We start from the raw sequence: 20,839 nt of genomic DNA on the forward strand, positions 1-20,839 counted from the left end.
ATCGCGCCAGAGTGAAAGTCAATGCAACAAACTATTACCAAAAATCAAGAATCTAGCACCAATATTTCCTTAGATGATGAGGTGCTGAAAATTTTTGCGAAAATGCCAGATGCCCTTAAGATTGAGGTTCTACATTATGCTGAATATTTATTGAATAAGGGAACTGAAAAATCTTCTAGTGCGGCGATCTCAAGTGATGGCATACCCAAGAAAAAATATAGACAAGCGGGAACGATGGCAGGGCTGATTGTGATGTCAGATGAATTTGATGAGCCTTTGGTAGAAATCTGATGATTGTCGCTTATTCTAGTTAGGGAAAACTTGTAAATTTGTTTCTATTGAGATGATTTATAAAACATTAGCCATTTAAAAACTTAAGTAAAGAAATGACAAATAGAGAGATTTCATATGTGTTGACATTTATGGTTTTCTTGACTTTTGCAAGTTTTATATTTGCTTTTTTTAAAATGAACCCTAAAACACTTGATGTAATTTTACCCTATGGTATGAGAATTGGAATTACTGGAGATCCTTCACCGCCAATAGTTTTACCTAATAAGAGTAATGATTGGATTATCATTCAATCGGTACAAGGAAAAGACAAGAAAGGTAATGAGGCAATTTTTGATTTCTATACTTTATTTGGTGTTAATGATGATTATGTATGGGAATATGGAAGTTGGGATTGGATTGAGGACATATCTACGAACCAAAAAATAAGAGTAGATCGTTTCTTCAATGAAAAATTTAGGCAAGAAGGAATCAGGGAAAGAATCACAAACGCTTTGGATGTTATATCTGTAGGAACTGCTTCCTGTGAAGGCTCTAATACAAAACAAGAAGAAGATAGATCTTTCATGCGAGCTAAATCAATACGCAAATATGTGAAACAAATTGCTAAAACTACAAAAGGTGAAACTTTATTATTGCTACTAGGACAACATAAAGATGATGAATGTCCTCAGAAATCTCCAAATGAAACACGGGATCAAAGAAGTATTATCATAATAGGTGTTGTTTTTAAAAATCCTGATACAAACTTGCGTGAATCTGTAGAGAATGCCATGTCTAACTTGGTGAGCAATAAAAATTTAAAACAAGATTTAGAAAGATATATTAATAATACAAACCGTTCTCCACTTGGCTCCCTAGATCCAAAAAAATATTCTCAATTCGATCTAAAAAACTAGTTGGCATTGCTGTTTGATTTTTTTGGGGAGGCGATCGTGGTGTTTGGGTATTGAGGGGGCGATCGCTGTTTGTTTTTGGGGTTGAGGCGATCTTGATTTTGTATGTTGAGGGGGCGATCGCTGCTTGTTTTTTTGGAGAGGCGACCGTGGTTTTGAGGTGTTGGGGGGGCGATCGCTGTTTGATTTTTTGGGAGTGGCGATCGTGATGTTGAGGGGGCGATCGCTGTTTGTTTTTTAGTGGAGAGGCGATCGTGATGTTTTGGGAGTGATGGGGCGATCGCTGTTTGATTTTTGCGAGAGGCGATCGTGATGTTGAGGTGTTGAGAGGAGCGATCGCTGTTTGATTTTTCTTGATGAGACAATATTACAGCGATTAAAATTTGTTGCTAGACTACATACTAAATACTCATTATTTTAAGAGAGCTACTAACGGAAGAATTATTGTCTCTCCCTAGTGACCCGTACCTAAACACGTCCTTTTAGTAGATAAGTCGTCATTTCTCCTTTGCCTTTGATATTGATCATGCCGCGCTGTTCAAAGTGATATTTATCTTTTAAAAGTTGATAAGTTGCTTCAGTTACTTGGATACAATCAGCGATGCCATAGGATTCCATACGACTTGCGACATTAACTGTATCTCCCCATAGGTCATAGATGAATTTTTTGGTGCCGATTACCCCTGCGATCGCCTGTCCCGTGTGGATGCCAATACGAAGGGAGAACTGACTACCATCTTCTCGCTTAAATTTTTTGATTGAAGATTGCATTTGCAAAGCCATTTCGGCGATCGCTTCCGCATGATCGTTACTAGGCACAGGCAAACCTCCAACCACCATATAGGAATCACCAACCGTCTTGATCTTTTCGAGATCATATTGCTCGACGAAGTAATCAAACTCTGAAAATATCTCATTCAAGATATTCACCAACGCGCTCGCCGAAATCGCTGCTGCATATTCTGTAAAGTTGACAATATCTGCAAATAGAACAGTCACTTCATCAAAGGAATCCGCAACAATTGTGCCACTAGTTTTTAAATGTAATGGATTCTTATGGGTCTTAAATTGCAGAGACTTCAAACGTTCTGCAATCTCTGGTGGTAATACATTCAGCAAGAGCCGTTCTGATTTTTTCTGCTCAACTCGCAAACTCTCTTCAACTCTTCTCCGCTCCTGAGCTTCCATTCCTAGTGCTAGTAAATCAGATAGAGAATTTGCGAAGCTGATCTCTTCTTCTAGCCATAGGTGTTGAATATCAGTATGCTCAAAAGCAAGGATCCCCATGATTTCGCCACCGACTTCAAACCTAGATATTAATGCAGAGACAATATCTAGAGGGAGGTAATAGGATAGGAACAATTCCTGAAAAATTTCATCTTCTTGGATATCTTCAACCGCGATCGCCCGATCTTTGAGGATAGCCTTAAATAAACTAGGATATTTCTCGGCGGTTAAAATATCAGCTTCAGTATGTGACTTGAGGCTTTTTTGATAGAGATCAAGGCAATGTAAAACGGTCTTATTTTTATTGAATAGCCAAATACTAACCCGCTCGACGTTGAGTGCATAGCTACCTGTCCGCGTAATATTTTGTACAGCAATAATAAAGTCACCCTGATTAATTGCTTTGTCTTTAGTTAAGGCAAATAAAACATTTTGCTGTTTTCTAAGTTGCTGCTCGCGCCGATCTAACAAAAAATTAGTGCGTTGTAGTGAAGATTTTGCGGCTTCGAGTTCGTTAGTTCTTTGCTTGACTAGAAGATCTAGATCCTGATTTGCTTTTTGTAAATTTTGGAGCTTTAAGTTGAGCGATCGCCTAGTGGCAACCATGCTTATCAGCGCAGTCGCAAGTATTCCCCAACCCAATAACGTAAACAATATCGACTCGGCAGTATTGCCAACAGGGGGAACATTGCTAAACAGATTGGTAAGGTGAGGAGTAATCAGAGTTCTAGACTTGCAAAATACAAATACTGACAAATAACTAGGATTATGCTAGCTCGATCGCTCATGATGGTCAATTCGCACAATTGCTGACCTCAAATTTTTGCAGTATTTAACTTCTATAAATATGAGTGGTTGTATGAGGCAGCTTAGGCTCTTGCGGATAAAAAATGTTCCATTAAAGTTATCTAGCTTCGACTTCGCTCAGCTAACTTTGGCTGAGCGAAGTCGAAGCCATAGGTACTTTAATTAATAGCAAGTCCCTTAGAGGAATTTTTAAAGCGTGGTAAAGCGACGCTTTAAAAATTTCTCTAAGCTGTACTTAAAATTTATTGAGGAGTAACTACATGAATTGTAAAGCCATAGCCACTTACTCTTTGTCCAGCGCGGACTTTACAACCTTTGCGTAATTCAGTCTGACCATCTACCTCCACCTCACCGTCAATAATCATTAACTTGGCAGCACCACCCGTATCCGCAACCCCACAAACCTTTAATAAATTGCACAAAGTAATATATTCACCTGCTAGTTCAAAGGTTTCCTGAAAATTTTCTTGCATTGTGTTTTTATTAAGTTAATTTGCGCTAAAAAGTAAGCATAATAGATGCAGTATCGCGAAATCTCGATTCGGCTAAAAATAGTTTAATGATTAGAGCTTAGCTCTGCTCATGCATACTGCCATCTTTATTGAGCACCACCCTAAAAATTAGTTCGTTAAAATTTCCATGAGTCAACTGTGGCAAGAGTTAGAGCGCGAAGTCGAAAGGCGGCGCACCTTTGCAATTATTTCCCACCCCGATGCGGGGAAAACTACCCTTACTGAAAAACTATTGCTGTACGGAGGTGCGATCCACCTTGCGGGTGCGGTCAAAGCTAGAGCCGCTCAGCGTCATGCTACATCAGACTGGATGGAATTAGAGAAACAACGCGGGATTTCGATTACCTCGACGGTGTTGCAATTTGACTATATGGGCTATTGCATTAATTTGCTCGATACCCCCGGCCACAAAGATTTTAGTGAAGACACCTATCGCACCCTCGCGGCGGCGGACAATGCGGTGATGCTGGTTGATGGGGCAAAGGGCTTAGAGCCACAAACTCGGAAGTTATTTGAAGTTTGTCGGATGCGATCGCTGCCAATTTTTACCTTCATCAATAAAATGGATCGCCCCACCCGTGAGCCATTGGAACTGTTAGATGAAATCGAAAAAGAGTTAGGGATCACTCCCTATGTGATGAATTGGGCGATTGGTACGGGCGATCAGTTTAAAGGTGTGTACGATCGCGCTACGAAAACCGTGCATTTGTTTCAACGAAGCGCTCACGGACAACGCGAAGCAACCGTTGATATCTATCCCTATGATGATCCCCAAGCCATTAAATTTATTGGCAATAATCTCTATAACCAACTGCTCGAAGACTTAGAAGTTCTCGATTCCCTCGGTGCAGAATGGAATACGCAGGATTTACATCGGGGTAAACTCACCCCAATTTTCTTTGGTAGTGCCATGACCAATTTTGGTGTGGAACTATTCTTGAAATCTTTTCTAGAATTTGGCATGACTCCCACTGTCCACGAAAGCTCAAGTGGTGAAGTCTCGCCAACGGATGAAGATTTCTCCGCCTTTGTCTTCAAGCTGCAAGCGAATATGGATCCACGCCATCGCGATCGCATTGCCTTTGTGCGGGTTTGCTCTGGCAAGTTTGAGAAAGACATGAGTGTGACACATTTACGCAGTGGTAAGAGCATTCGGCTGTCCCATGCCCAAAAATTATTTGGTCAGGATCGTGAGGCGATCGATGTTGCCTATGCAGGTGATGTCATCGGCTTGAATAATCCCGGAATGTTTGCGATCGGTGACACGATTTATCTTGGTAAAAAGCGTCAATATGCGGGAATTCCCTGCTTTTCTCCAGAACTATTCTGTACACTCCGTAATCCTAATCCTTCTAAGTTCAAGCAATTCCGTAAAGGGATTTCTGAACTACAGGAGGAAGGTGCAATTCAAATTATGTATTCCGTTGATGAATCGAAGCGCGATCCAATTCTAGCTGCCGTCGGACAGTTACAGTTTGAAGTCGCTCAGTATCGACTCCAAAGCGAATACAGTGTCGAAACCATTCTCGAATCGATGCCTTATTCCGTAGCGAGATGGGTTGAGGATGGCTGGGAAGCGCTCGAAGCTGTGGGTAGACTATTTAATACAATGGTGGTCAAAGATAGCTGGAATCGTCCTGTTTTGTTATTTAAAAACCAATGGAACTTAAATCAAGTGGAAGCTGATCACCCTAAGTTGAGATTAAAAGCGATCGCCCCCATTGCCGAGTTAACTACTACTGATACAAAGTAAGTCCTACATATACCAAACCGTAGGATGTGCTAGTTAAACGTAACGCATTTAATAACTAGTAAATATGGGTTACGCTGTCGCTAACCCATCCTACGGATTCATCAATTTACTTGTTATTACTGAAAACTATGACTGAGTCATTGGATGCTAAACAAAAAAGAGAAGAAGCTCTGTTATCGGCATTTCTAGAAATGGTGCGATCGCCTGATGGAGATTTTGGTGTAATTGATCGCCTTGCGGCGGCGAGTGCAGATTTAGAAAGCTTACAATTAATGATTCAGTCTTTATCTCGCCATCCTCAAGGGAAACTTGCTTTTGCGACCTATCCCCGTGTTGGTGTAGTTGATTTAGAACAGCTTGCCCTTTTGCCAAGTCATACTCTTGGTTATACCTATGCTCAGCATATGATCAAAAACAACCTCAAGCCATTGCAAATGAAGCCTAGTAACAATGACTATGAGTTTTTAGGTGCACATATTACCGAAACCCATGATATTTGGCATGTGATTACGGGATTTGAGACCAATATTATTGGCGAGATTCAGTTAGAAGCTTTCTATGTATCCCAAATGCGTTTCAGCCGATTCTGGTTAGCTTTAATTACCAAAAATCTCTTAAAAACTGTGGTCTATGATATTGAACGTTCTACAGAGTATATGGATGCGATCGCACAGGGATGGCTTTTGGCAAAACATGCTCAACCTCTATTTGGGATAGATTGGAAACTTCTGTGGGAGAAGCCTCTAACGGAGCTTCGCGATTCATTGAATATCAAGATTTTATAAAATAATCATTTTATAGAAGGCAAAATACTATTGTGATCGTGGCGATCGCTATATATCTTTAGAAATAATTCTTTAGTATCATTTTTTAATCGCTATAAACGAAGCACATTGCAAATGTATTTAACAATACTTTACATAATTGTAAAATAGTTGTAATGTTAGCGCCATGTTAAAAGTTGGTATAAATTTCCTTTTGGCTACTGTACAGATCATGATTACTAATGGAGGTAATGTCATGACAGAACTAGGTATGCAATTGCAAGACTGATGAAGGCTTCATCGTGCTTTTACGAAGCACTTTGTTGTCACAAATGACTAAACAAACCTTTTAGAAGTCAACATATATAAAAGTTTGGTCATCTGCTGGCAACAAAACTCGCAACGGGATTACTTTTTGTCTCACAAAATTTACGTTGTATGGTTTCGTGCTAACGGCATAGGTTAGAGAATCCATATCAACCCCAAACAGTAAAAAATAGTGAGACCTCAACATCGGAGGTTTTATGAATGTACGCGGAAAAACGGCTCTGATTACAGGAGCTTCGAGGGGTATTGGTCGAGCGATCGCCTTAGAATTAGCTCACCACGGTGTAAAGTGCTTGATTCTGGTTGCCCGCGATCAAGACCGTTTAAATTCTCTAGCTTCTGAAATAGAAGATTTAGGGATAGAAGCTGTAAGTCTACCTTTAGACCTATCACAAACGATTGAAGTGAACATTGCGATCGCCCAAGTATGGAGAGATGTTGGTCCTATTGATATTTTGATTAACTGTGCGGGTGTGGCGCATCAATCCTCATTTTTGCGATCGCGCTTTCAAGATGTGCAGTCGGAAATCGAAATTAATCTACTGGGTATGTATGCAATCACCCGCATGGTGGCACGACGAATGGCGGTGCAGCGTCGAGGCAGCATCGTCAATGTGTCTAGCCTGATGGGTAAAGTTGCTGCACCAACGATGGCAACCTATTCGGCGACTAAGTTTGCGATCGTTGGTTTTACTCAAGCTCTGCGTGGAGAGTTAGCTGCTTACAACATCAAAGTATCGGCTTTACTTCCCTCTCTCACAGATACAGATATGGCGCAGGATTTAGAGTGGTTTCGTTGGGTTTCCCTAATGACTCCTAAGCAAGTTGCTAAGGCTCTCATCTCTGGATTAGAGCGCGAAGCACCCGAAATTCTGGTCGGCTGGCAGAGTCATCTCGCAGTTTGGTGTCATCGGCTCTTTCCATTCCTAATGGAAAAGATCTTGCTCATGGCTGCTCCTAAAGTTAGTTAAAAAAGAGAGAACTGCTTCGCAGTTCTCTCTTTTTGATTAGAGTAAAAAATCAGGCGATCGCGTAATTGCATACATCTTGACATCCCAAGGACGATTTTTTGTGAATACATAATTATGTAGAATTCCTTCAAACTGCATTCCAGATTTTTCTAAAACTCTGGCTGAGCCAATATTATCAACAGCGCAATATGCCTGAATCCTGAGCAAATGCATCACATGAAAACCGAAAGTGATCGCCGCTTGTGCGGCTTCTGTCATTAATCCCTGTCCCCAATATTCCCTTGCGATGACATAGCCCAATTCCGCACGGCGATGGATTGGCGTGTTGTGCAAACTGCAAGTCCCAATTAATTTGCCACTTTCTTTCTCAACGATTCCCCACTTCATTCCTTTCCCAGAACGATAGATCGCAAAGGCAACGTTATTTAAATATTCGTAGGTATCCTTTATTGACTGATGTGCATCCCATAATGTGTAAGTTGTGACTTGAGGATCGCTAGCATAGGCAAAGATATCCTCGGCATCTTCAATGGTTATTTTACGAAGAATCAGTCTTGGTGTTTGTAAAGTTAGAAATTGTTCTGGCAGATCTCGCATGGTGATAGGTCTATAAATTTTCTACACAATGCTTTACATTTCACCTAGCATCACAGACTAAATGTAAAGTATTTATTTAGTGATAAACGCTTATAACAAATCCTAAGTCCAATCCCTGAAATATTTAGTAATTACAAAGAAACGATTATGACTATCGCTCCTGTTGCTCCTAGTAAGGTTTTACCAAAAGTTCCTGTTGATTCTAAGACTCGCGTGAAACAATTCATGCAGAACTTACAAGACAGCATTTGCCAAGGTTTAGAGGAATTAGACGGCAAAGCTAAATTTAAACAAGATCAGTGGGAACGACCTGAAGGCGGCGGCGGCAGATCTCGTGTAATTACCGATGGTGACTATTTTGATAAGGGTGGCGTAAATTTCTCTGAGGTCTTTGGCTCCCAATTGCCCCCAACCATTTTGCGCCATCATCCAGAAGTTGCAGGCGAAACATTTTATGCAACGGGGACTTCGATGGTGCTGCATCCTAAAAATCCTTACGCACCAACAGTTCACCTAAACTATCGTTATTTTGAAGCAGGTCCAATCTGGTGGTTTGGTGGCGGACTCGACCTCACCCCTTACTATGGCTTTGGCGAAGATGCTAAGCATTTGCACACTACACTCAAAGCTGCTTGCGATCGCCACAATCCCAATTACTATCCTGTTTTCAAGCAATGGTGTGATGATTACTTTTTCCTCAAGCACCGTGGTGAGACTCGTGGGGTCGGTGGTATTTTCTTTGACTACCAAAATGGTGAAGAAGGACTTTATAAAAACAGTAATGACTCGACAACTGCTCAGGTCATGAGTGACGAGATCGGTGATGTACCTCGTACTTGGGAAGAAATTTTCGCCTTTGTTCAGGATTGTGGTAATGCGTTCTTGCCTGCCTATACCCCGATCGCCAATCGTCGTCGCAATATGGAATTTGGCGATCGCGAAAAGCAATGGCAACTCTACCGTCGTGGACGTTATGTTGAATTCAACCTTGTCTATGATCGCGGCACAATTTTCGGTCTGCAAACCAATGGACGCACCGAGTCAATTTTGATGTCACTTCCTCCTCTAGTACGTTGGGATTATGATTATCATCCTGAACCCAATACCCCTGAAGCGGAATTGCACACAACCTTCCTAAAACCCCAAGACTGGGTTAACTGGCAAGGTTAATAAAAAAGCACCTCGTAAGAGGTGCTTTTTTATAGCAATGTAAGAAAACAAATCAAAACCCAAATATAGTGAAGGCGGCACTTCGTGCCGCCTTCACTATATTTGGGTTTTATGTTCTAAGCAAAACTTACATTGCTATATTAGAAAAATATAATGTCCAAAAGATTTCAATGTTCAGGCTTATGACAGAAATCAGCAATTCCATCACTGAAAATTTTGCAATTAATGTGTATCCACAAAATAATGGGTGGTATATCTGCGAACTGTTAGACCTCTCCACTAATACTATTCGCTGCTATTGCAGACAAGAGAACATGCGATCGCTAATGCGCTGGAAAAGCTAGCAGCAAGCTATCGACAGATTGCTGAGGATCAACAACAAAACATCGCTTGGGAAGAAACAAAAAAATCAGAAACGGGAGAAGTTATTGATAGTTTTTACCATGTAATTCTTCACTACGAAGACATTATTGAAGTAGAGTCAAAGTTTGAAGCATTGCATAACACAATTATAGGAAACACTGTAGTTGAAAATGCCATAATCACAGTGCTTGAAATTGATCAAGATCTTCCAATTGAGCCATTAACAAAATTATGAGATTGGTAGTGCTAAATAGGTAAAGATGGGCGGCGCGAAGCGCCGCCCATCTTTACCTATTTATGAGATTAGTCTATCTAAATCTCTAAGTCTCATTTTTAGAGTGATAATTTTAGATGGCAAGATAAAATGATCCAATGTTAGAAATCAACAACCTTAGTGTTAACTATGGCGGAATTCAGGCTTTGCAAGATGTGAGCTTGACTGTCAATGAGGGCGAAGTTGTCACTTTAATCGGGGCAAATGGTGCGGGTAAAACAACAACTTTACGCACTATTTCGCGCTTGGTATCACCGCGATCGGGACAGATCCTCTACAACGGCAAAAATATTACGAGCTTAAGACCCGATCAAGTGGTGCAAGCTGGCATTGCCCATAGTCCCGAAGGTCGCAGAGTATTGGCTCGACAAACAGTATTAGATAATTTGGAACTCGGTGCTTTTTTGCGGAGCGATCGCTGGGGGATTAAAGCCGATATCGAAAAGCAATTTCAGATATTTCCACGCCTCGGTGAGCGGCGCGATCAACTCGCTGGAACCCTAAGTGGTGGTGAACAACAAATGTTAGCGATCGCCCGTGCGGTGATGAGTCGCCCGAAGTTATTACTGCTCGATGAACCGAGCTTAGGCTTAGCACCGCAAATTGTAAGGGAAATTTTTAAAACGATTGTGGAACTGAATAAATCTGGTGTAACTATTCTCTTAGTTGAGCAAAATGCCACCTTGGCTCTACAAAATGCAAACCGTGGCTACGTGATGGAATCAGGAATAATTACAATTGAAGGACAAGCTTCTGATTTATTAATTGACGAAAGAGTGCGTCAAGCGTACTTAGGATAGTGGGGCAATACTCGCTCTTAGTCAAAAACTTTTTCGGATTTTCTGTTTTAACCAACACTTTTAACGCACAATTTTAAGTAGATACCTAGCGCACCATATTGTTTCGTATGATTGAGACCCTGAATAAGCTGCCTCGTTGGTTTTCGCTTGGCTTAACTTTTCCGTTGATTTTTCTCAATGGTTGGTTATTGCTATTGCTATGCCGAGAATTACAACCATTAGTCAGCATTCTCATTACGGCAACAGTGATTTCCTTTTTGCTAGATTATCCCATTCGCTTTCTAATTAAATTGAAAGTGAAGCGTGGTATTGCCGCAGGATTAGTGATCCTCATCTTTTTCATGCTGCTTGGCACTTTAGCTATTTTTCTCGTGCCGCTAATTTTGGCACAGGCAAATGAATTACTTGTGCGTCTGCCTGATTGGATTAAGTCAGGTCAGCAGCAACTACAAACCATTGAGACTTGGGCGCTCGCGCAGCAATTACCGATTGATATTAGTAGTACCTTTAATCAACTAATTGAAAAATTGACAGGTGTGCTGCGATCGCTAACCAGTCAACTTTTTAGCATCGTTTTTGGAGCGATCGGTAGTATTGTCAATGTCTTTTTAACTTTAGTATTTTCTATTTTTCTAGTTCTGCGTGGGCAAGATCTTTGGAATGGCTTACTTAGTTGGTTGCCCCAAAAATGGAATGATCAAGTGCGGAATTTGCTACCCCGCAATTTTGAACGCTTTATTGTCGGGCAAGTAACTTTAGCAACTATCCTCGGCGTATGCCAAACCACAGCCCTGTTGATTTTAGGTGTCCCCTTGGCTCAACTGTTTGGATTTGGTATTGGGATTGCGAGTCTGATTCCCCTTGGTGGCTCCACATCAATTATTACGATCAGTCTATTGCTTGCCCTACAAAACTTTTGGTTAGGAGTAAAGGTTTTATTGGTAGCTGTAGCTGTTATTCAGGTCGTAGAAAATGTATTAGGCCCTCGCATTGTCGGTGAATTAACAGGACTGAACCCTGTTTGGATGTTAATTTCCCTAGATATTGGCTTTAAGCTCAATGGGGTTTTAGGTTTGTTAGTTGCCGTACCGATCGCAGGTTTTATCAAAGGCACTTTTGACACAATTCGTGGTGTTAAGCCACCAATAACTAAGGAGGTTGAGGTAATAGCCGACGCAAATACTGAAGTGTTACTAAAGTAAAGAGAGCTATGGGCAAACCCCTTGGATTACTTTAAGTTTTTGTAACTTATAACCCAATCAATAGATACTCTGTTAATCTAAATAAAATAAACATGAGCAGCGCAAATGCTACTCATGTTTCTCTTTTTATAGACCAACTGACAACTTGTGCATATGAAGCGTTTTCGGGATGAATGGATTGACGAATGGTGTCAAGAAAATGGTTGGACTGACCTATTCGTAGAGCGATGCTGTAATTATTGGGCATTTCCGCCCAGCTCTGTCATGCCCTTGCCAATCCCTAACGATACCCTTCGAGAGATCAAAGCTGCTAAGGGGATGAGTGATGATGAAAAGTTTTGGACATTAGCCGCGATCGCAATTTCCTGTATTGCATCAATATTTAGTTTTATCTTTAAAAATCCCCTACCCATTACCTGTGCATTTGGCTGTGTCGCCTTTATCGTCGGACAGCTAGAAATCGAAGAATTTTAACCAAAACGTCAGTTCAGGTTAAGCTGGCAAATTTTAAAAGACTAAAAGTAAAAGCCTTGCTAAGCAAGGCTTTTACTTTTAGTCTTTGAGAGAGGGTTTGCAACGCAAATCCTCTCTCAAAGACCGTTTCAAATTATCCCGAACTCTTGTTAATCAAAAGGGGATGCAATGCATCCCCTTTTGATTTAGACAAGAAAGGCTCGCTTAGCGAGCCTTTCTTTATAGAGCCAATATTTTGGCTACCAGTGCCAGACTTTCCTCAAAAAGCACCTCTCGCCCCCAGCGCTGTAACTGTTGACCGAGCAGGGTATCAGCACTTTGATCGGATAAAGGTGATACCTGATGCACACGATAGTTCTGTGCGCCACCACCAGCTTCCATCCGCATACAGCCTGTGGACTCAGAGCAGAAAACATTACAAGCATCAGTATTTTGATTAGAAGCAGTTAAGCGCAAACCAATCAAATCACCAATTACTTCTCCGGGATCACCAACGGGGATCGCTGCGAGTTCAGCTTTGATTCGGAGATCGTGTCGTCCCTCAAAAATAATATGCTGAATGTCATAATCGCCACCTTCACTGGTGCGTTCGACTGGTTCCCATTCCAAACGGCTAGCGATCCAGCCTAAAAACATCAGGGCTTGGGTACTATTACCGCGTTCATAGTCAATGGTAATTCCATCGATTTCCCAAACGGCAGCACGGCGATCGGGTTGGTCAAAGGCCTGAGCCGTGAGTTCTTGCCAAGGAGCTAGCCTTTGCCAGTTGAGATCGGCAATTTGGGTGCTAGCTTGGATCATTGCTTTGACCTTTAGCAAGTCTGCTTCAGAATTACTAAAAGTTGCCGAGTCCATAATTAAGCGATCGCTTAAATTGACCAGCTTCTCAAACATTCTGGTATTGGGAGCAGGGCTATCTTTCCACCAGAGAAATACAGGCAAATCGGGGATCAGCAATTCTGGAAGAATACTATGTACCCGCTCAAAGGAAGTCTTTGCTCCAGAGAGTGTGATGTATTCTCCACAAATTAAGGAGCTACGGCTTTTTTGAATTGGGCAGTAAGCTGCTACCTGTGCAGATATACCTTGATCCTCACCCTCAAGGGTGACCAGATCAATGACTCGACAGGGACTTTGAGAAGCGATCGATTCTACCGAAGCAATCCGTGATGCTGCACCAATAGTTTCTGGTTCATATACCAATAGGTTAAAGGTGGTGGCACGAGCCGCAGAGTTCTCACCATAGGACTGCCAGATTTTGCTTAGCTCTGCTTCGACTTGGGATACCGAGACATCTTTGGGAGCTTGCAAAGATACGACGGGAGTTGCTTGAGTATTCATAGGGAAAAGTTAAATCTAAATCAACACCGTTTACCTTGAGTTTTAGAGATTCGGGCGTATTCCAAATCTCTAAAACTTTATTTGTCATTAAATAAATTGGCTCAGCCAATTTATTTAATGTTTTATAGCCGTCGCCACTGTCGCCCATCACGCTCGATTAGCTGTTCCGATTCTGTTGGTCCCCAAGTACCTGCCTCATATTGGGGAACTAAGCTGGGATCACTAGGTTGCTCCCAAGCGGTAAGCGCAGGTGTTACTACTTTCCAAGCAGCTTCAACTTCGTCGCCGCGTGTAAATAGGGTTTGATCGCCTAACATACAGTCTAGCAACAGGCGATCGTAAGCATCGGAGCCTTCGATACCAAAGGTCTTGCCATAGCCGAAGTCCATTTCTACGGAACGCGATCGCAGATCAGCCCCCGGCATCTTAGCCTCAAATTTTAAGGCGATCCCCTCATTAGGTTGAATCCTCAGCGTTAGTACATTGGGAGAAACCTGCTTAGCTGCTGACTGAAATAGTAAATAGGGGACATCACGAAACTGAATCGCAATTTCACTGACTTTTTTCGGCATCCGTTTACCAGTTCGCAAATAGAAAGGCACACCTTGCCAGCGCCAATTATTGACTTCAAATTTCATGGCAACATAGGTGGGCACAAGGGATTCAGGATTAACATTCGGTTCATCGCGATAGCCCTGTACCTGCTTTCCTTTCATCCAGCCTGCACTATATTGGGCGCGTACACACGATCGCTCTAATTTGCGAGTATCGGCGAGACGAGTTGCTTGAATCACCTTTACCTTTTCATTTCGCAATGAATCGGCATCCATCGAGTTAGGCGGCTCCATCGCAGTTAAACAGAAAAGCTGCATTAAATGGTTTTGCAGCATATCTCTGAGTGCCCCAGAGTTTTCGTAATAGCCCGCCCGATCTTCCACACCAACAGTCTCGGCAACTGTAATTTGCACATGATCGATAAATTGTCGATTCCACAATGGCTCAAAAATGGCATTGGCAAAGCGCAAAACCAAAAGATTCTGAACCGTTTCTTTGCCTAGATAATGGTCAATTCGATAGATCTGCTTTTCATCACAAGCTTTCTGCACAACGCGGTTGAGATCTTGACAGGAAGATAAATCTCTGCCAAAAGGCTTCTCAATGACCACGCGAGTTTTCTGGGCATTTTTGATCATTCCCGCTTGCCCTAACTTCTCGATCGCATCGGTGAAGTAATTAGGCGAAACTGCTAAATAAAAGACTCGATTACCGCGAGTGCCTCTTTCTTTATCAATCTCTCCCAACAATTCATCGAGCTTACGATAATCATCAAGATTGCTCATATCCAGCGATTGATAGTACAAGCCTTCAGCAAAATCTTGCCAAATGGCTTCTGCCCCAACGCCTACTGAGAACTTTTCTATACCCTCGCGCATTTGCTCACGAAAATAATCATGACTCCAAGGTCTTCGTGCCACGCCAACGATGGTCAGTTCAGGTGGCAGCCGACGCTGCTGTTTGAGATGGTAGATTGCTGGAACAAGCTTTCGGATGGTTAAATCGCCTGACGCGCCGAAGATCACAAGGATCAATGGTTCAGGGGTTCTTTCTTGCTGTAAACCAACCCGTAAGGGATTTTCGAGTATTTGTACCACAGGCTCGGTTGTTGAACGCTAGCTAGATTCTAGCCAATACATCTAGTGTTCGAGAGATATCGTATGTTTTCCTTTAGGATCGCTGCTAAAAAAGCCCCGCATTGCGGGGCTTTTTGGTTCTTAACGCGAGTTCGGGATAATTTGAAATGGGCTTTGAGAGAGGATTTGCGTTGCAAATCCTCTCTCAAAGCCCAAAAGTAAAAGCCTTGCGTAGCAAGGCTTTTACTTTTGGGCTTTTAAAATTTGACAGCTTAACCCGAACTGAGGTTTCTTAAGATTGGCGGATTTGGAAATGTTGTTTAGGAGTGGGGAAGCCTGACTCACTAAAGCTTTCGCGGATGACACGATTGGTGTCATAGTAAACTTGCCAATAGTGGGTGTTGTTGCAGAATGGACGTACTGCTAATTCGGGACCCATCGCAGTGAAGTTGAGGATCTCAATTACAGGGGCAGGATTGCTAATTACGTTAGGAATATTGACAATTCTTTCTTGGATAACACGTATCGCTTCACTAGGATTAACTGAGTGATCTAGCTGTACCTTGATATCGACGCGGCGGTAGTCATTAGCCGAAAAGTTTTGAATATTTTCAGAGAAAAGTTTGTTGTTGCCGATGATCGTGCGGACATTATCGGAAGTGTTGATGATAGTAACAAATAGACCAATCTCGACAACAGTGCCTGTGATACCTGCGGCGGAAATGAAATCGCCAACTTGGAAGGGGCGAAGGATAATCAGGAATGCACCTGCGGCAAAATTAGCGAGCAATCCACTCCATGCGGCTCCGATCGCTACACCAGCTGCCGCTAACAGTGCGGCAAAGGAGGTGGTTTCAACACCGAAGTAACCAAGAATGGCAACTACTAAAATGATATTTAACAGCACCGCAAGACTGGAGTTGAGGTAGCTGATCAATGTGGGATCGATCCTCTGAGTTTTAAGGGTGCGTGAGGTGATGTTGATCGAAATATCAATGAGTTTGCGCCCAATAAACCAGAGGATGATCGCGGCAATGACTTTAAATGCTGCACCAGCCAGCAGGTTTAAATTTGTGGAGAGAACATTTTGAAGTGTCGTTGGATCCATTACGGTAAAGAAATACTCCTGTTGATTGAGATAGTTATACCGATTCACAAAAGAGTGATCACTCTTTTGTGAATCAGAAATCAGACCCAGCAAGGGTTATAAAGCAAAAAACAGCTAAGCTGTTTTTTGCTTTGGTATTAGCATTACTAACGATGGCATGATTTTAAAGGTTAGGCTAAGCATCACTTGGGACTGCTCAGCCTAACCTTAAAATCAAATTCAAACTGCCAAGGTAGCTTAATAAAACTAATGAGAAACATAGATGTCAATATTCACTGACATCGACATCTATAGATTTTGAACGATGCTTGGAAAAATGATACAGAGTTTATGAGTTTATTAATATCTATCAAGTAGCTAGGCTAAAAAATATGGCACACGTGCAGCGTGTGCCATATTTTTTAGCCTTAAAATACCCATCAGAGAGATGTTAAGAACGCGCAGTAAAATAAGTTTGTAGAGTGGCTTTGCCACTCTACAAACAATCTGAGTAAGGGTACATCTATGAGTCGTTATCCTAAGCGCGATCGCCAAATTGAAACTCCAGAGCAAATATCTCGTGATTCTACTAAGGAAAGAATTGAGATGTTTTTTTGCTTGATGCCTGTATTTGGGCTGATCCCCTCAGCGATCGCTTTGGTGCGGCAGAGGACTAGTCGCAAGGTGCGTGATGTCAGCCAAGTAGCGATCGCTTTGATGGTAACTTGGGCGATCGCCTATAGTGCGATGGGTGGTGTACCCAGTGATGGGCAGTCAATTCAAGTGACAACGGAATTACTCAAAGCAACCTTAAGCTCAGGATATTTTGCGGCTTGTATGTATTTGATGTATCGGCTATATCGGCATCAAGTAATCGCCTTACCTTGGAATAAGAGTAATGAAGTGCGATCAGCAAAACGTGCTCAAAAGCATGATAATTAAAACCTGTTTTCATCGTCCTTGACGCAATCTCCAAAGTTGGCAAAGTCAACTTTGGAGATTGCTGATTACATCAAATTTAGGAGAAACATGCTATGGCTTTGCAAAATGGGAAACGAGCTGCTGGTGGCTTTATTAAAGACTTTCAAGCATTTATTTTGAAAGGTAATGTGATTGACTTGGCAGTTGCCGTGATTATCGGTGGTGCTTTTGGCAAAATTGTTACCTCTTTAATTGAGGACATCATCACCCCTCTGCTTTTAAATCCAGCCCTCAAAGCTGCCAATGTTCAGGATTTAGCCAAGTTGCAAATCAATGGCATCAAATATGGTGTATTTATTGCCGCTGTGATCAATTTTCTCGTCATTGCCTTTGTGATCTTCTTGATCATCCGCTCCTTTGAAGCCGCAAAGCGTAAAGAACAACGAGAAGAGGCTGCTGCACCTGAAATCAAGCCTGATCCCCAAGAACGTTTGACTTTAGCGGTTGAACGCTTAGCGGAAGTGATGGAATCCAAATAGAATGTTAGGTGGTTGCTCAGCAATCACCTACATTCTATTTGGAAATATCTTTCTAGACTGATCGCCCATTATGCCATTTAGACAATTCACGTATAAATTTCGCCATGCGGCACTTGGATCTCTGATTACTTTAGGAATTGCGATTGGTATTAATGCTTGCGTGAGTCCGAATAACGACAAAAAGCCTGAAGAAACTAAGTCCCCCGTACCGATGTTTTTGTTCATTCAGGCTTCTCCTGATGGCAAGACAATTGAGGGAATTGTACCGTCGGATCTCGTAGAACAGCTAGGCAGTTTAGATCGGGTAATTCAATCGATCCCAGTCGGTAGCAAGTTTTCTTTGGTGCAGTTTGGTAAGCCTCTAGGGATGTTTCAAGTTAGTGCGGTGCGTGGTTCCGATGCCTTTGGCGCGATCGCTAGTTTTAAAGTGCAGGAGCCGAATCCTAATGATAAAAATCAACCAGCTAAGGGCTTTGATCCCACTGTATTAAAGCAGTCAAATTTAACGATTGTGGCAAGCGATCGCCTCGTTACGAAAGAAGATCGCACTTATTTCTTTAACTGCCCCAGCAAAATTCAACCCCTTGTATTAGATAAGTCTCGCAATTTATTTTTAAAACTGGGAGCAAATCAAGCGGCAACTTCGCAGGTGGCGATCGCTTCCCTCGTATGTGTGGATATTGACGGCGATAATCAACCTGAAATCATTGCAGGTTTGCGCCTCGATAACTCACAACGTCCAACAGGCTTTGATCCCCAAGTTTGGAAAGATTTTTTATCGCGCCCTGCCCTTGAGCGCCAAGAGTACAGCATGTTAGTGATGCTCCGAAAATCAGGCAATGATTGGAATGCGGAACCAATTTTGACCCATACGCGGGCGCTCTCCTATATTAATGACAGTGTGAGTAGTTATGCGCTCTATGGTATTCAGGAAATTAATGGCGATCGCTATCCTGAGCTTGTTGTCCAAGAAATTGGCTTAAATTCCCTTGATGTGCGCGTACTCACACCTAATATTGATGCACAGGGTAAATGGCAATGGCGTAGTTATTACCAAAATCAAAAATCACTAAATATTGTGCAATAAGAAAAACAGCACTTTGTGCTGTTTTTCTTATTGAGTTAAGCCCATCGCGCTATACAGTAAAAAGAAAATCGTTTTGTTATGCCTTTAGAAAATTCCCTTGCGTACCCCACCCTCTTCAAACAGGTACGCATTCTTGATGCAGCTTCCGTAACCACTGAGAAATTTGCTGATGTATTCATAGATGGCGATCGCCAAATTCATCTAAACGTTGATGCTAACCAAATTCCTGAAAATACCAATGTTGATGAGCGATCGGGGCTAATTTTAGGAACTGGGGTGATCGATCTGTACAGTACTAGTGGTGAACCGGGGCATGAATCGCGAGAAACCATTGCCGAATTAGTCCAAGCCGCCCAAAATGGTGGGTTTAGCACTGTAGGAATTTTGCCCAATACCCAACCAGCGATCGATGATATTGCAGCACTCGAATTTTGGCGCAATGTGCAGCAGAAATATGGCGATCGCCTGCAACCTTGGGGGGCAATTACCAAAGGTTTAGAGGGCAAACAACTGACGGACATGGCGGAACTTGCAGAATCCGTGATTGGCTTTACCGATAGCAAACCGATCGCTAATCTCCTGTTAGTGCGCCGAGCGATGGAATATCTCAAACCATTGGGCAAGCCAATCGCCCTCTTTCCGCAAAATCCTGATCTTGCTGGTAGTGGGGTAATCCGCGAGGGCAAATGGTCTTTGCAATATGGGATGACAGGCTATCCCGCCGCCGCCGAAACCTCATCCCTTGCGGCACTCATCGAACTAGTCCGACTCACTAAAGCCCCGACTCATTTCATGCGAATTTCTACAGCACAGAGCGTAGAACTAATCGCCCAAGCCAAAAACAGTGGATTACCCGTAACCGCTAGTACAACTTGGCTACATCTCTGCCACTGCGATCGCGATTTAGAAAGTTACGACCCAAATTTGCGCTTGATGCCTCCCCTTGGTAGCGAAGGCGATCGCCTTGCGCTCATTGCAGGCATTCGTTCTGGAGCCATCGATGCGATCGCGATCGATCATACCCCCTGCGCCTATGAGGAAAAAGTGGTTCCCTTTGAGGTAGCTCCCGTCGGTGCGATCGGCTTGGAATTTGCGATTCCTGTACTTTGGCAAAACCTAGTGACTACAGGATTATTAACGGCAAGCGAATTATGGAAAGCTCTAAGTATTAATCCTGCCAAAATTCTTGGACTCACTCAACCTCAACTCGCAACTCTATTCGATCCAAACTTGGAATGGCTAGTTGATGCAAAAGCGATCGCCTCGCCATCAAAAAATAGTAGTTACATCGGGCGATCGCTAATCGGCAAAGTACTTTAACCCCCAAATAGTGAAAGGTTGGTGTTTTAGAAAGCATTTAAGAAAGCAAGAGCGCACCAAAACAGGTATGAATACTGATGAAGTCTAGTATCAGCCAGCCAAAATGCGCCAGCCCTATAATACCGATTTATCCAATGAAGAGTGGGAAATAAGGTAGTGTGTCAGATTTGTTGTAAAGTATCTGACTGAAATACGCAATAGGCTAAGGAAAAAGCATGGTATTAGAAGCAGTCGAATGTCCAACCTGTGGAGGAATAGATATCCATAGACATGGACAAAGTGCCACAGGCAAGAAAAGATACATTTGTTGTAACGAAGACTGTACTCGCAAGACATTTATCCTCGATTACACCTTGTATCTAGGAGGAAAGTTAAAGGATAAAATCTTTACTCAAATCCGAAAAAGCAAAAGCAGAGATAAACTCGAACAGCCCCTAGGGACACTAAGCCCGTTTTGTAGATAGAGTCGTCTCTGCTTAAACAGT

The 20,839-nt window shown here is 42.4% G+C and carries 21 protein-coding genes and 1 pseudogene; 15 read left to right on the forward strand and 7 right to left on the reverse strand.

Annotation, left to right across the window (positions count from 1 at the left end):
• The first annotated feature begins 21 nt into the window (after positions 1-21).
• The gene (gene vapB / locus HC246_RS16535; protein WP_169364338.1) at positions 22-291 is read left to right on the forward strand and encodes a type II toxin-antitoxin system VapB family antitoxin; all 270 of its coding nucleotides are present in this window, start codon (positions 22-24) and stop codon (positions 289-291) included.
• 95 nt (positions 292-386) lie between these two features.
• Positions 387-1,190, forward strand: coding sequence for a hypothetical protein (locus tag HC246_RS16540; RefSeq protein WP_169364339.1), 804 nt, complete (start codon positions 387-389; stop codon positions 1,188-1,190).
• Here the strand turns inward: HC246_RS16540 and HC246_RS16545 are convergent.
• The 3 genes from HC246_RS16545 to HC246_RS16555 form a co-directional block, all read right to left on the reverse strand.
• Entirely contained in the window at positions 1,187-1,552 is a 366-nt protein-coding gene (locus tag HC246_RS16545; protein WP_169364340.1) for a hypothetical protein, read from the reverse strand. The genes HC246_RS16540 and HC246_RS16545 overlap by 4 nt on opposite strands.
• Positions 1,553-1,655: 103 nt before the next feature.
• Positions 1,656-3,170: an adenylate/guanylate cyclase domain-containing protein gene (locus HC246_RS25975; protein WP_225902970.1), complete on the reverse strand. Its 1,515-nt coding sequence runs from the start codon at positions 3,168-3,170 to the stop codon at positions 1,656-1,658.
• A gap of 293 nt (positions 3,171-3,463) precedes the next feature.
• Positions 3,464-3,694: an RNA-binding S4 domain-containing protein gene (locus HC246_RS16555; RefSeq protein ID WP_169364341.1), complete on the reverse strand. Its 231-nt coding sequence runs from the start codon at positions 3,692-3,694 to the stop codon at positions 3,464-3,466.
• Positions 3,695-3,860: 166 nt separating this feature from the next.
• Between HC246_RS16555 and HC246_RS16560 the strand changes: the two genes are divergently transcribed.
• From HC246_RS16560 to HC246_RS16570, 3 genes are all read left to right on the forward strand, one after another.
• Entirely contained in the window at positions 3,861-5,486 is a 1,626-nt protein-coding gene (locus HC246_RS16560; RefSeq protein WP_169364342.1) for a peptide chain release factor 3, read from the forward strand.
• A gap of 128 nt (positions 5,487-5,614) precedes the next feature.
• On the forward strand, positions 5,615-6,271 hold the full coding sequence (locus HC246_RS16565; RefSeq protein WP_169364343.1) for a Coq4 family protein: 657 nt from the start codon (positions 5,615-5,617) through the stop codon (positions 6,269-6,271).
• A gap of 503 nt (positions 6,272-6,774) precedes the next feature.
• Positions 6,775-7,548 carry an SDR family NAD(P)-dependent oxidoreductase gene (locus HC246_RS16570; RefSeq protein WP_169364344.1) on the forward strand — a complete coding sequence of 258 codons (774 nt, stop codon included), beginning with the start codon at positions 6,775-6,777 and terminating at the stop codon, positions 7,546-7,548.
• Positions 7,549-7,584: 36 nt separating this feature from the next.
• On the opposite strand, the gene HC246_RS16575 is transcribed toward HC246_RS16570, so the two are convergent.
• A complete protein-coding gene (locus HC246_RS16575) occupies positions 7,585-8,145 on the reverse strand; it encodes a GNAT family N-acetyltransferase (protein ID WP_169364345.1) in 561 nt (186 codons plus the stop codon).
• Between the two features lie 147 nt (positions 8,146-8,292).
• Between HC246_RS16575 and hemF the strand changes: the two genes are divergently transcribed.
• The 5 genes from hemF (at position 8,293) to HC246_RS16600 (ending at position 12,428) form a co-directional block, all read left to right on the forward strand.
• On the forward strand, positions 8,293-9,315 hold the full coding sequence (gene hemF, locus HC246_RS16580; RefSeq protein ID WP_169364346.1) for an oxygen-dependent coproporphyrinogen oxidase: 1,023 nt from the start codon (positions 8,293-8,295) through the stop codon (positions 9,313-9,315).
• A 298-nt stretch (positions 9,316-9,613) separates the two neighbouring features.
• A complete protein-coding gene (locus HC246_RS16585) occupies positions 9,614-9,913 on the forward strand; it encodes a hypothetical protein (RefSeq protein WP_211167729.1) in 300 nt (99 codons plus the stop codon).
• Positions 9,914-10,050: 137 nt separating this feature from the next.
• Complete coding sequence (locus HC246_RS16590; protein WP_169364347.1) at positions 10,051-10,752, forward strand: ABC transporter ATP-binding protein; 702 nt, start codon at positions 10,051-10,053, stop codon at positions 10,750-10,752.
• 107 nt (positions 10,753-10,859) lie between these two features.
• Positions 10,860-11,954, forward strand: coding sequence for an AI-2E family transporter (locus HC246_RS16595; protein ID WP_169364348.1), 1,095 nt, complete (start codon positions 10,860-10,862; stop codon positions 11,952-11,954).
• Between the two features lie 153 nt (positions 11,955-12,107).
• A complete protein-coding gene (locus HC246_RS16600) occupies positions 12,108-12,428 on the forward strand; it encodes a slr1957 family protein (protein ID WP_169364349.1) in 321 nt (106 codons plus the stop codon).
• Positions 12,429-12,647: 219 nt separating this feature from the next.
• Here HC246_RS16600 and opcA read toward each other — a convergent pair whose 3' ends face one another.
• From opcA to HC246_RS16615, 3 genes are all read right to left on the reverse strand, one after another.
• Positions 12,648-13,769, reverse strand: coding sequence for a glucose-6-phosphate dehydrogenase assembly protein OpcA (opcA, locus tag HC246_RS16605; RefSeq protein WP_169364350.1), 1,122 nt, complete (start codon positions 13,767-13,769; stop codon positions 12,648-12,650).
• A 122-nt stretch (positions 13,770-13,891) separates the two neighbouring features.
• Positions 13,892-15,421 carry a glucose-6-phosphate dehydrogenase gene (zwf, locus tag HC246_RS16610; RefSeq protein ID WP_169364351.1) on the reverse strand — a complete coding sequence of 510 codons (1,530 nt, stop codon included), beginning with the start codon at positions 15,419-15,421 and terminating at the stop codon, positions 13,892-13,894.
• 271 nt (positions 15,422-15,692) lie between these two features.
• Positions 15,693-16,508, reverse strand: a complete 816-nt coding sequence (locus HC246_RS16615) for a mechanosensitive ion channel family protein (protein ID WP_169364352.1) — start codon at positions 16,506-16,508, stop codon at positions 15,693-15,695.
• 504 nt (positions 16,509-17,012) lie between these two features.
• Between HC246_RS16615 and HC246_RS16620 the strand changes: the two genes are divergently transcribed.
• From HC246_RS16620 to HC246_RS27140, 5 genes and pseudogenes are all read left to right on the forward strand, one after another.
• The gene (locus HC246_RS16620; protein WP_169364353.1) at positions 17,013-17,429 is read left to right on the forward strand and encodes a hypothetical protein; all 417 of its coding nucleotides are present in this window, start codon (positions 17,013-17,015) and stop codon (positions 17,427-17,429) included.
• Between the two features lie 92 nt (positions 17,430-17,521).
• On the forward strand, positions 17,522-17,947 hold the full coding sequence (gene mscL / locus HC246_RS16625; RefSeq protein ID WP_169364354.1) for a large conductance mechanosensitive channel protein MscL: 426 nt from the start codon (positions 17,522-17,524) through the stop codon (positions 17,945-17,947).
• 70 nt (positions 17,948-18,017) lie between these two features.
• Complete coding sequence (locus tag HC246_RS16630) at positions 18,018-19,034, forward strand: hypothetical protein (protein ID WP_169364355.1); 1,017 nt, start codon at positions 18,018-18,020, stop codon at positions 19,032-19,034.
• 78 nt (positions 19,035-19,112) lie between these two features.
• Positions 19,113-20,354, forward strand: a complete 1,242-nt coding sequence (locus tag HC246_RS16635) for a dihydroorotase (protein ID WP_169364356.1) — start codon at positions 19,113-19,115, stop codon at positions 20,352-20,354.
• Positions 20,355-20,569: 215 nt separating this feature from the next.
• A pseudogene (locus HC246_RS27140) lies at positions 20,570-20,707 on the forward strand (IS1/IS1595 family N-terminal zinc-binding domain-containing protein); the annotation flags it as partial.
• Positions 20,708-20,839: the final 132 nt, after the last annotated feature.

The organism is Pseudanabaena yagii GIHE-NHR1, assembly GCF_012863495.1.
Classification (GTDB): Bacteria; Cyanobacteriota; Cyanobacteriia; order Pseudanabaenales; family Pseudanabaenaceae; genus Pseudanabaena; species Pseudanabaena yagii.

Bases quoted from the DNA above. Each gene is read 5' to 3' on its own strand.
- vapB (WP_169364338.1), top strand. From the start codon at position 22: ATGCAACAAACTATTACCAAAAATCAAGAATCTAGCACCAATATTTCC.
- HC246_RS16540 (WP_169364339.1), top strand. From the start codon at position 387: ATGACAAATAGAGAGATTTCATATGTGTTGACATTTATGGTTTTCTTG.
- HC246_RS16555 (WP_169364341.1), bottom strand. From the start codon at position 3,694: ATGCAAGAAAATTTTCAGGAAACCTTTGAACTAGCAGGTGAATATATT.
- HC246_RS16560 (WP_169364342.1), top strand. From the start codon at position 3,861: ATGAGTCAACTGTGGCAAGAGTTAGAGCGCGAAGTCGAAAGGCGGCGC.
- HC246_RS16565 (WP_169364343.1), top strand. From the start codon at position 5,615: ATGACTGAGTCATTGGATGCTAAACAAAAAAGAGAAGAAGCTCTGTTA.
- HC246_RS16570 (WP_169364344.1), top strand. From the start codon at position 6,775: ATGAATGTACGCGGAAAAACGGCTCTGATTACAGGAGCTTCGAGGGGT.
- HC246_RS16575 (WP_169364345.1), bottom strand. From the start codon at position 8,145: ATGCGAGATCTGCCAGAACAATTTCTAACTTTACAAACACCAAGACTG.
- hemF (WP_169364346.1), top strand. From the start codon at position 8,293: ATGACTATCGCTCCTGTTGCTCCTAGTAAGGTTTTACCAAAAGTTCCT.
- HC246_RS16590 (WP_169364347.1), top strand. From the start codon at position 10,051: ATGTTAGAAATCAACAACCTTAGTGTTAACTATGGCGGAATTCAGGCT.
- HC246_RS16595 (WP_169364348.1), top strand. From the start codon at position 10,860: ATGATTGAGACCCTGAATAAGCTGCCTCGTTGGTTTTCGCTTGGCTTA.
- HC246_RS16600 (WP_169364349.1), top strand. From the start codon at position 12,108: ATGAAGCGTTTTCGGGATGAATGGATTGACGAATGGTGTCAAGAAAAT.
- opcA (WP_169364350.1), bottom strand. From the start codon at position 13,769: ATGAATACTCAAGCAACTCCCGTCGTATCTTTGCAAGCTCCCAAAGAT.
- HC246_RS16615 (WP_169364352.1), bottom strand. From the start codon at position 16,508: ATGGATCCAACGACACTTCAAAATGTTCTCTCCACAAATTTAAACCTG.
- HC246_RS16620 (WP_169364353.1), top strand. From the start codon at position 17,013: ATGAGTCGTTATCCTAAGCGCGATCGCCAAATTGAAACTCCAGAGCAA.
- mscL (WP_169364354.1), top strand. From the start codon at position 17,522: ATGGCTTTGCAAAATGGGAAACGAGCTGCTGGTGGCTTTATTAAAGAC.
- HC246_RS16630 (WP_169364355.1), top strand. From the start codon at position 18,018: ATGCCATTTAGACAATTCACGTATAAATTTCGCCATGCGGCACTTGGA.
- HC246_RS16635 (WP_169364356.1), top strand. From the start codon at position 19,113: ATGCCTTTAGAAAATTCCCTTGCGTACCCCACCCTCTTCAAACAGGTA.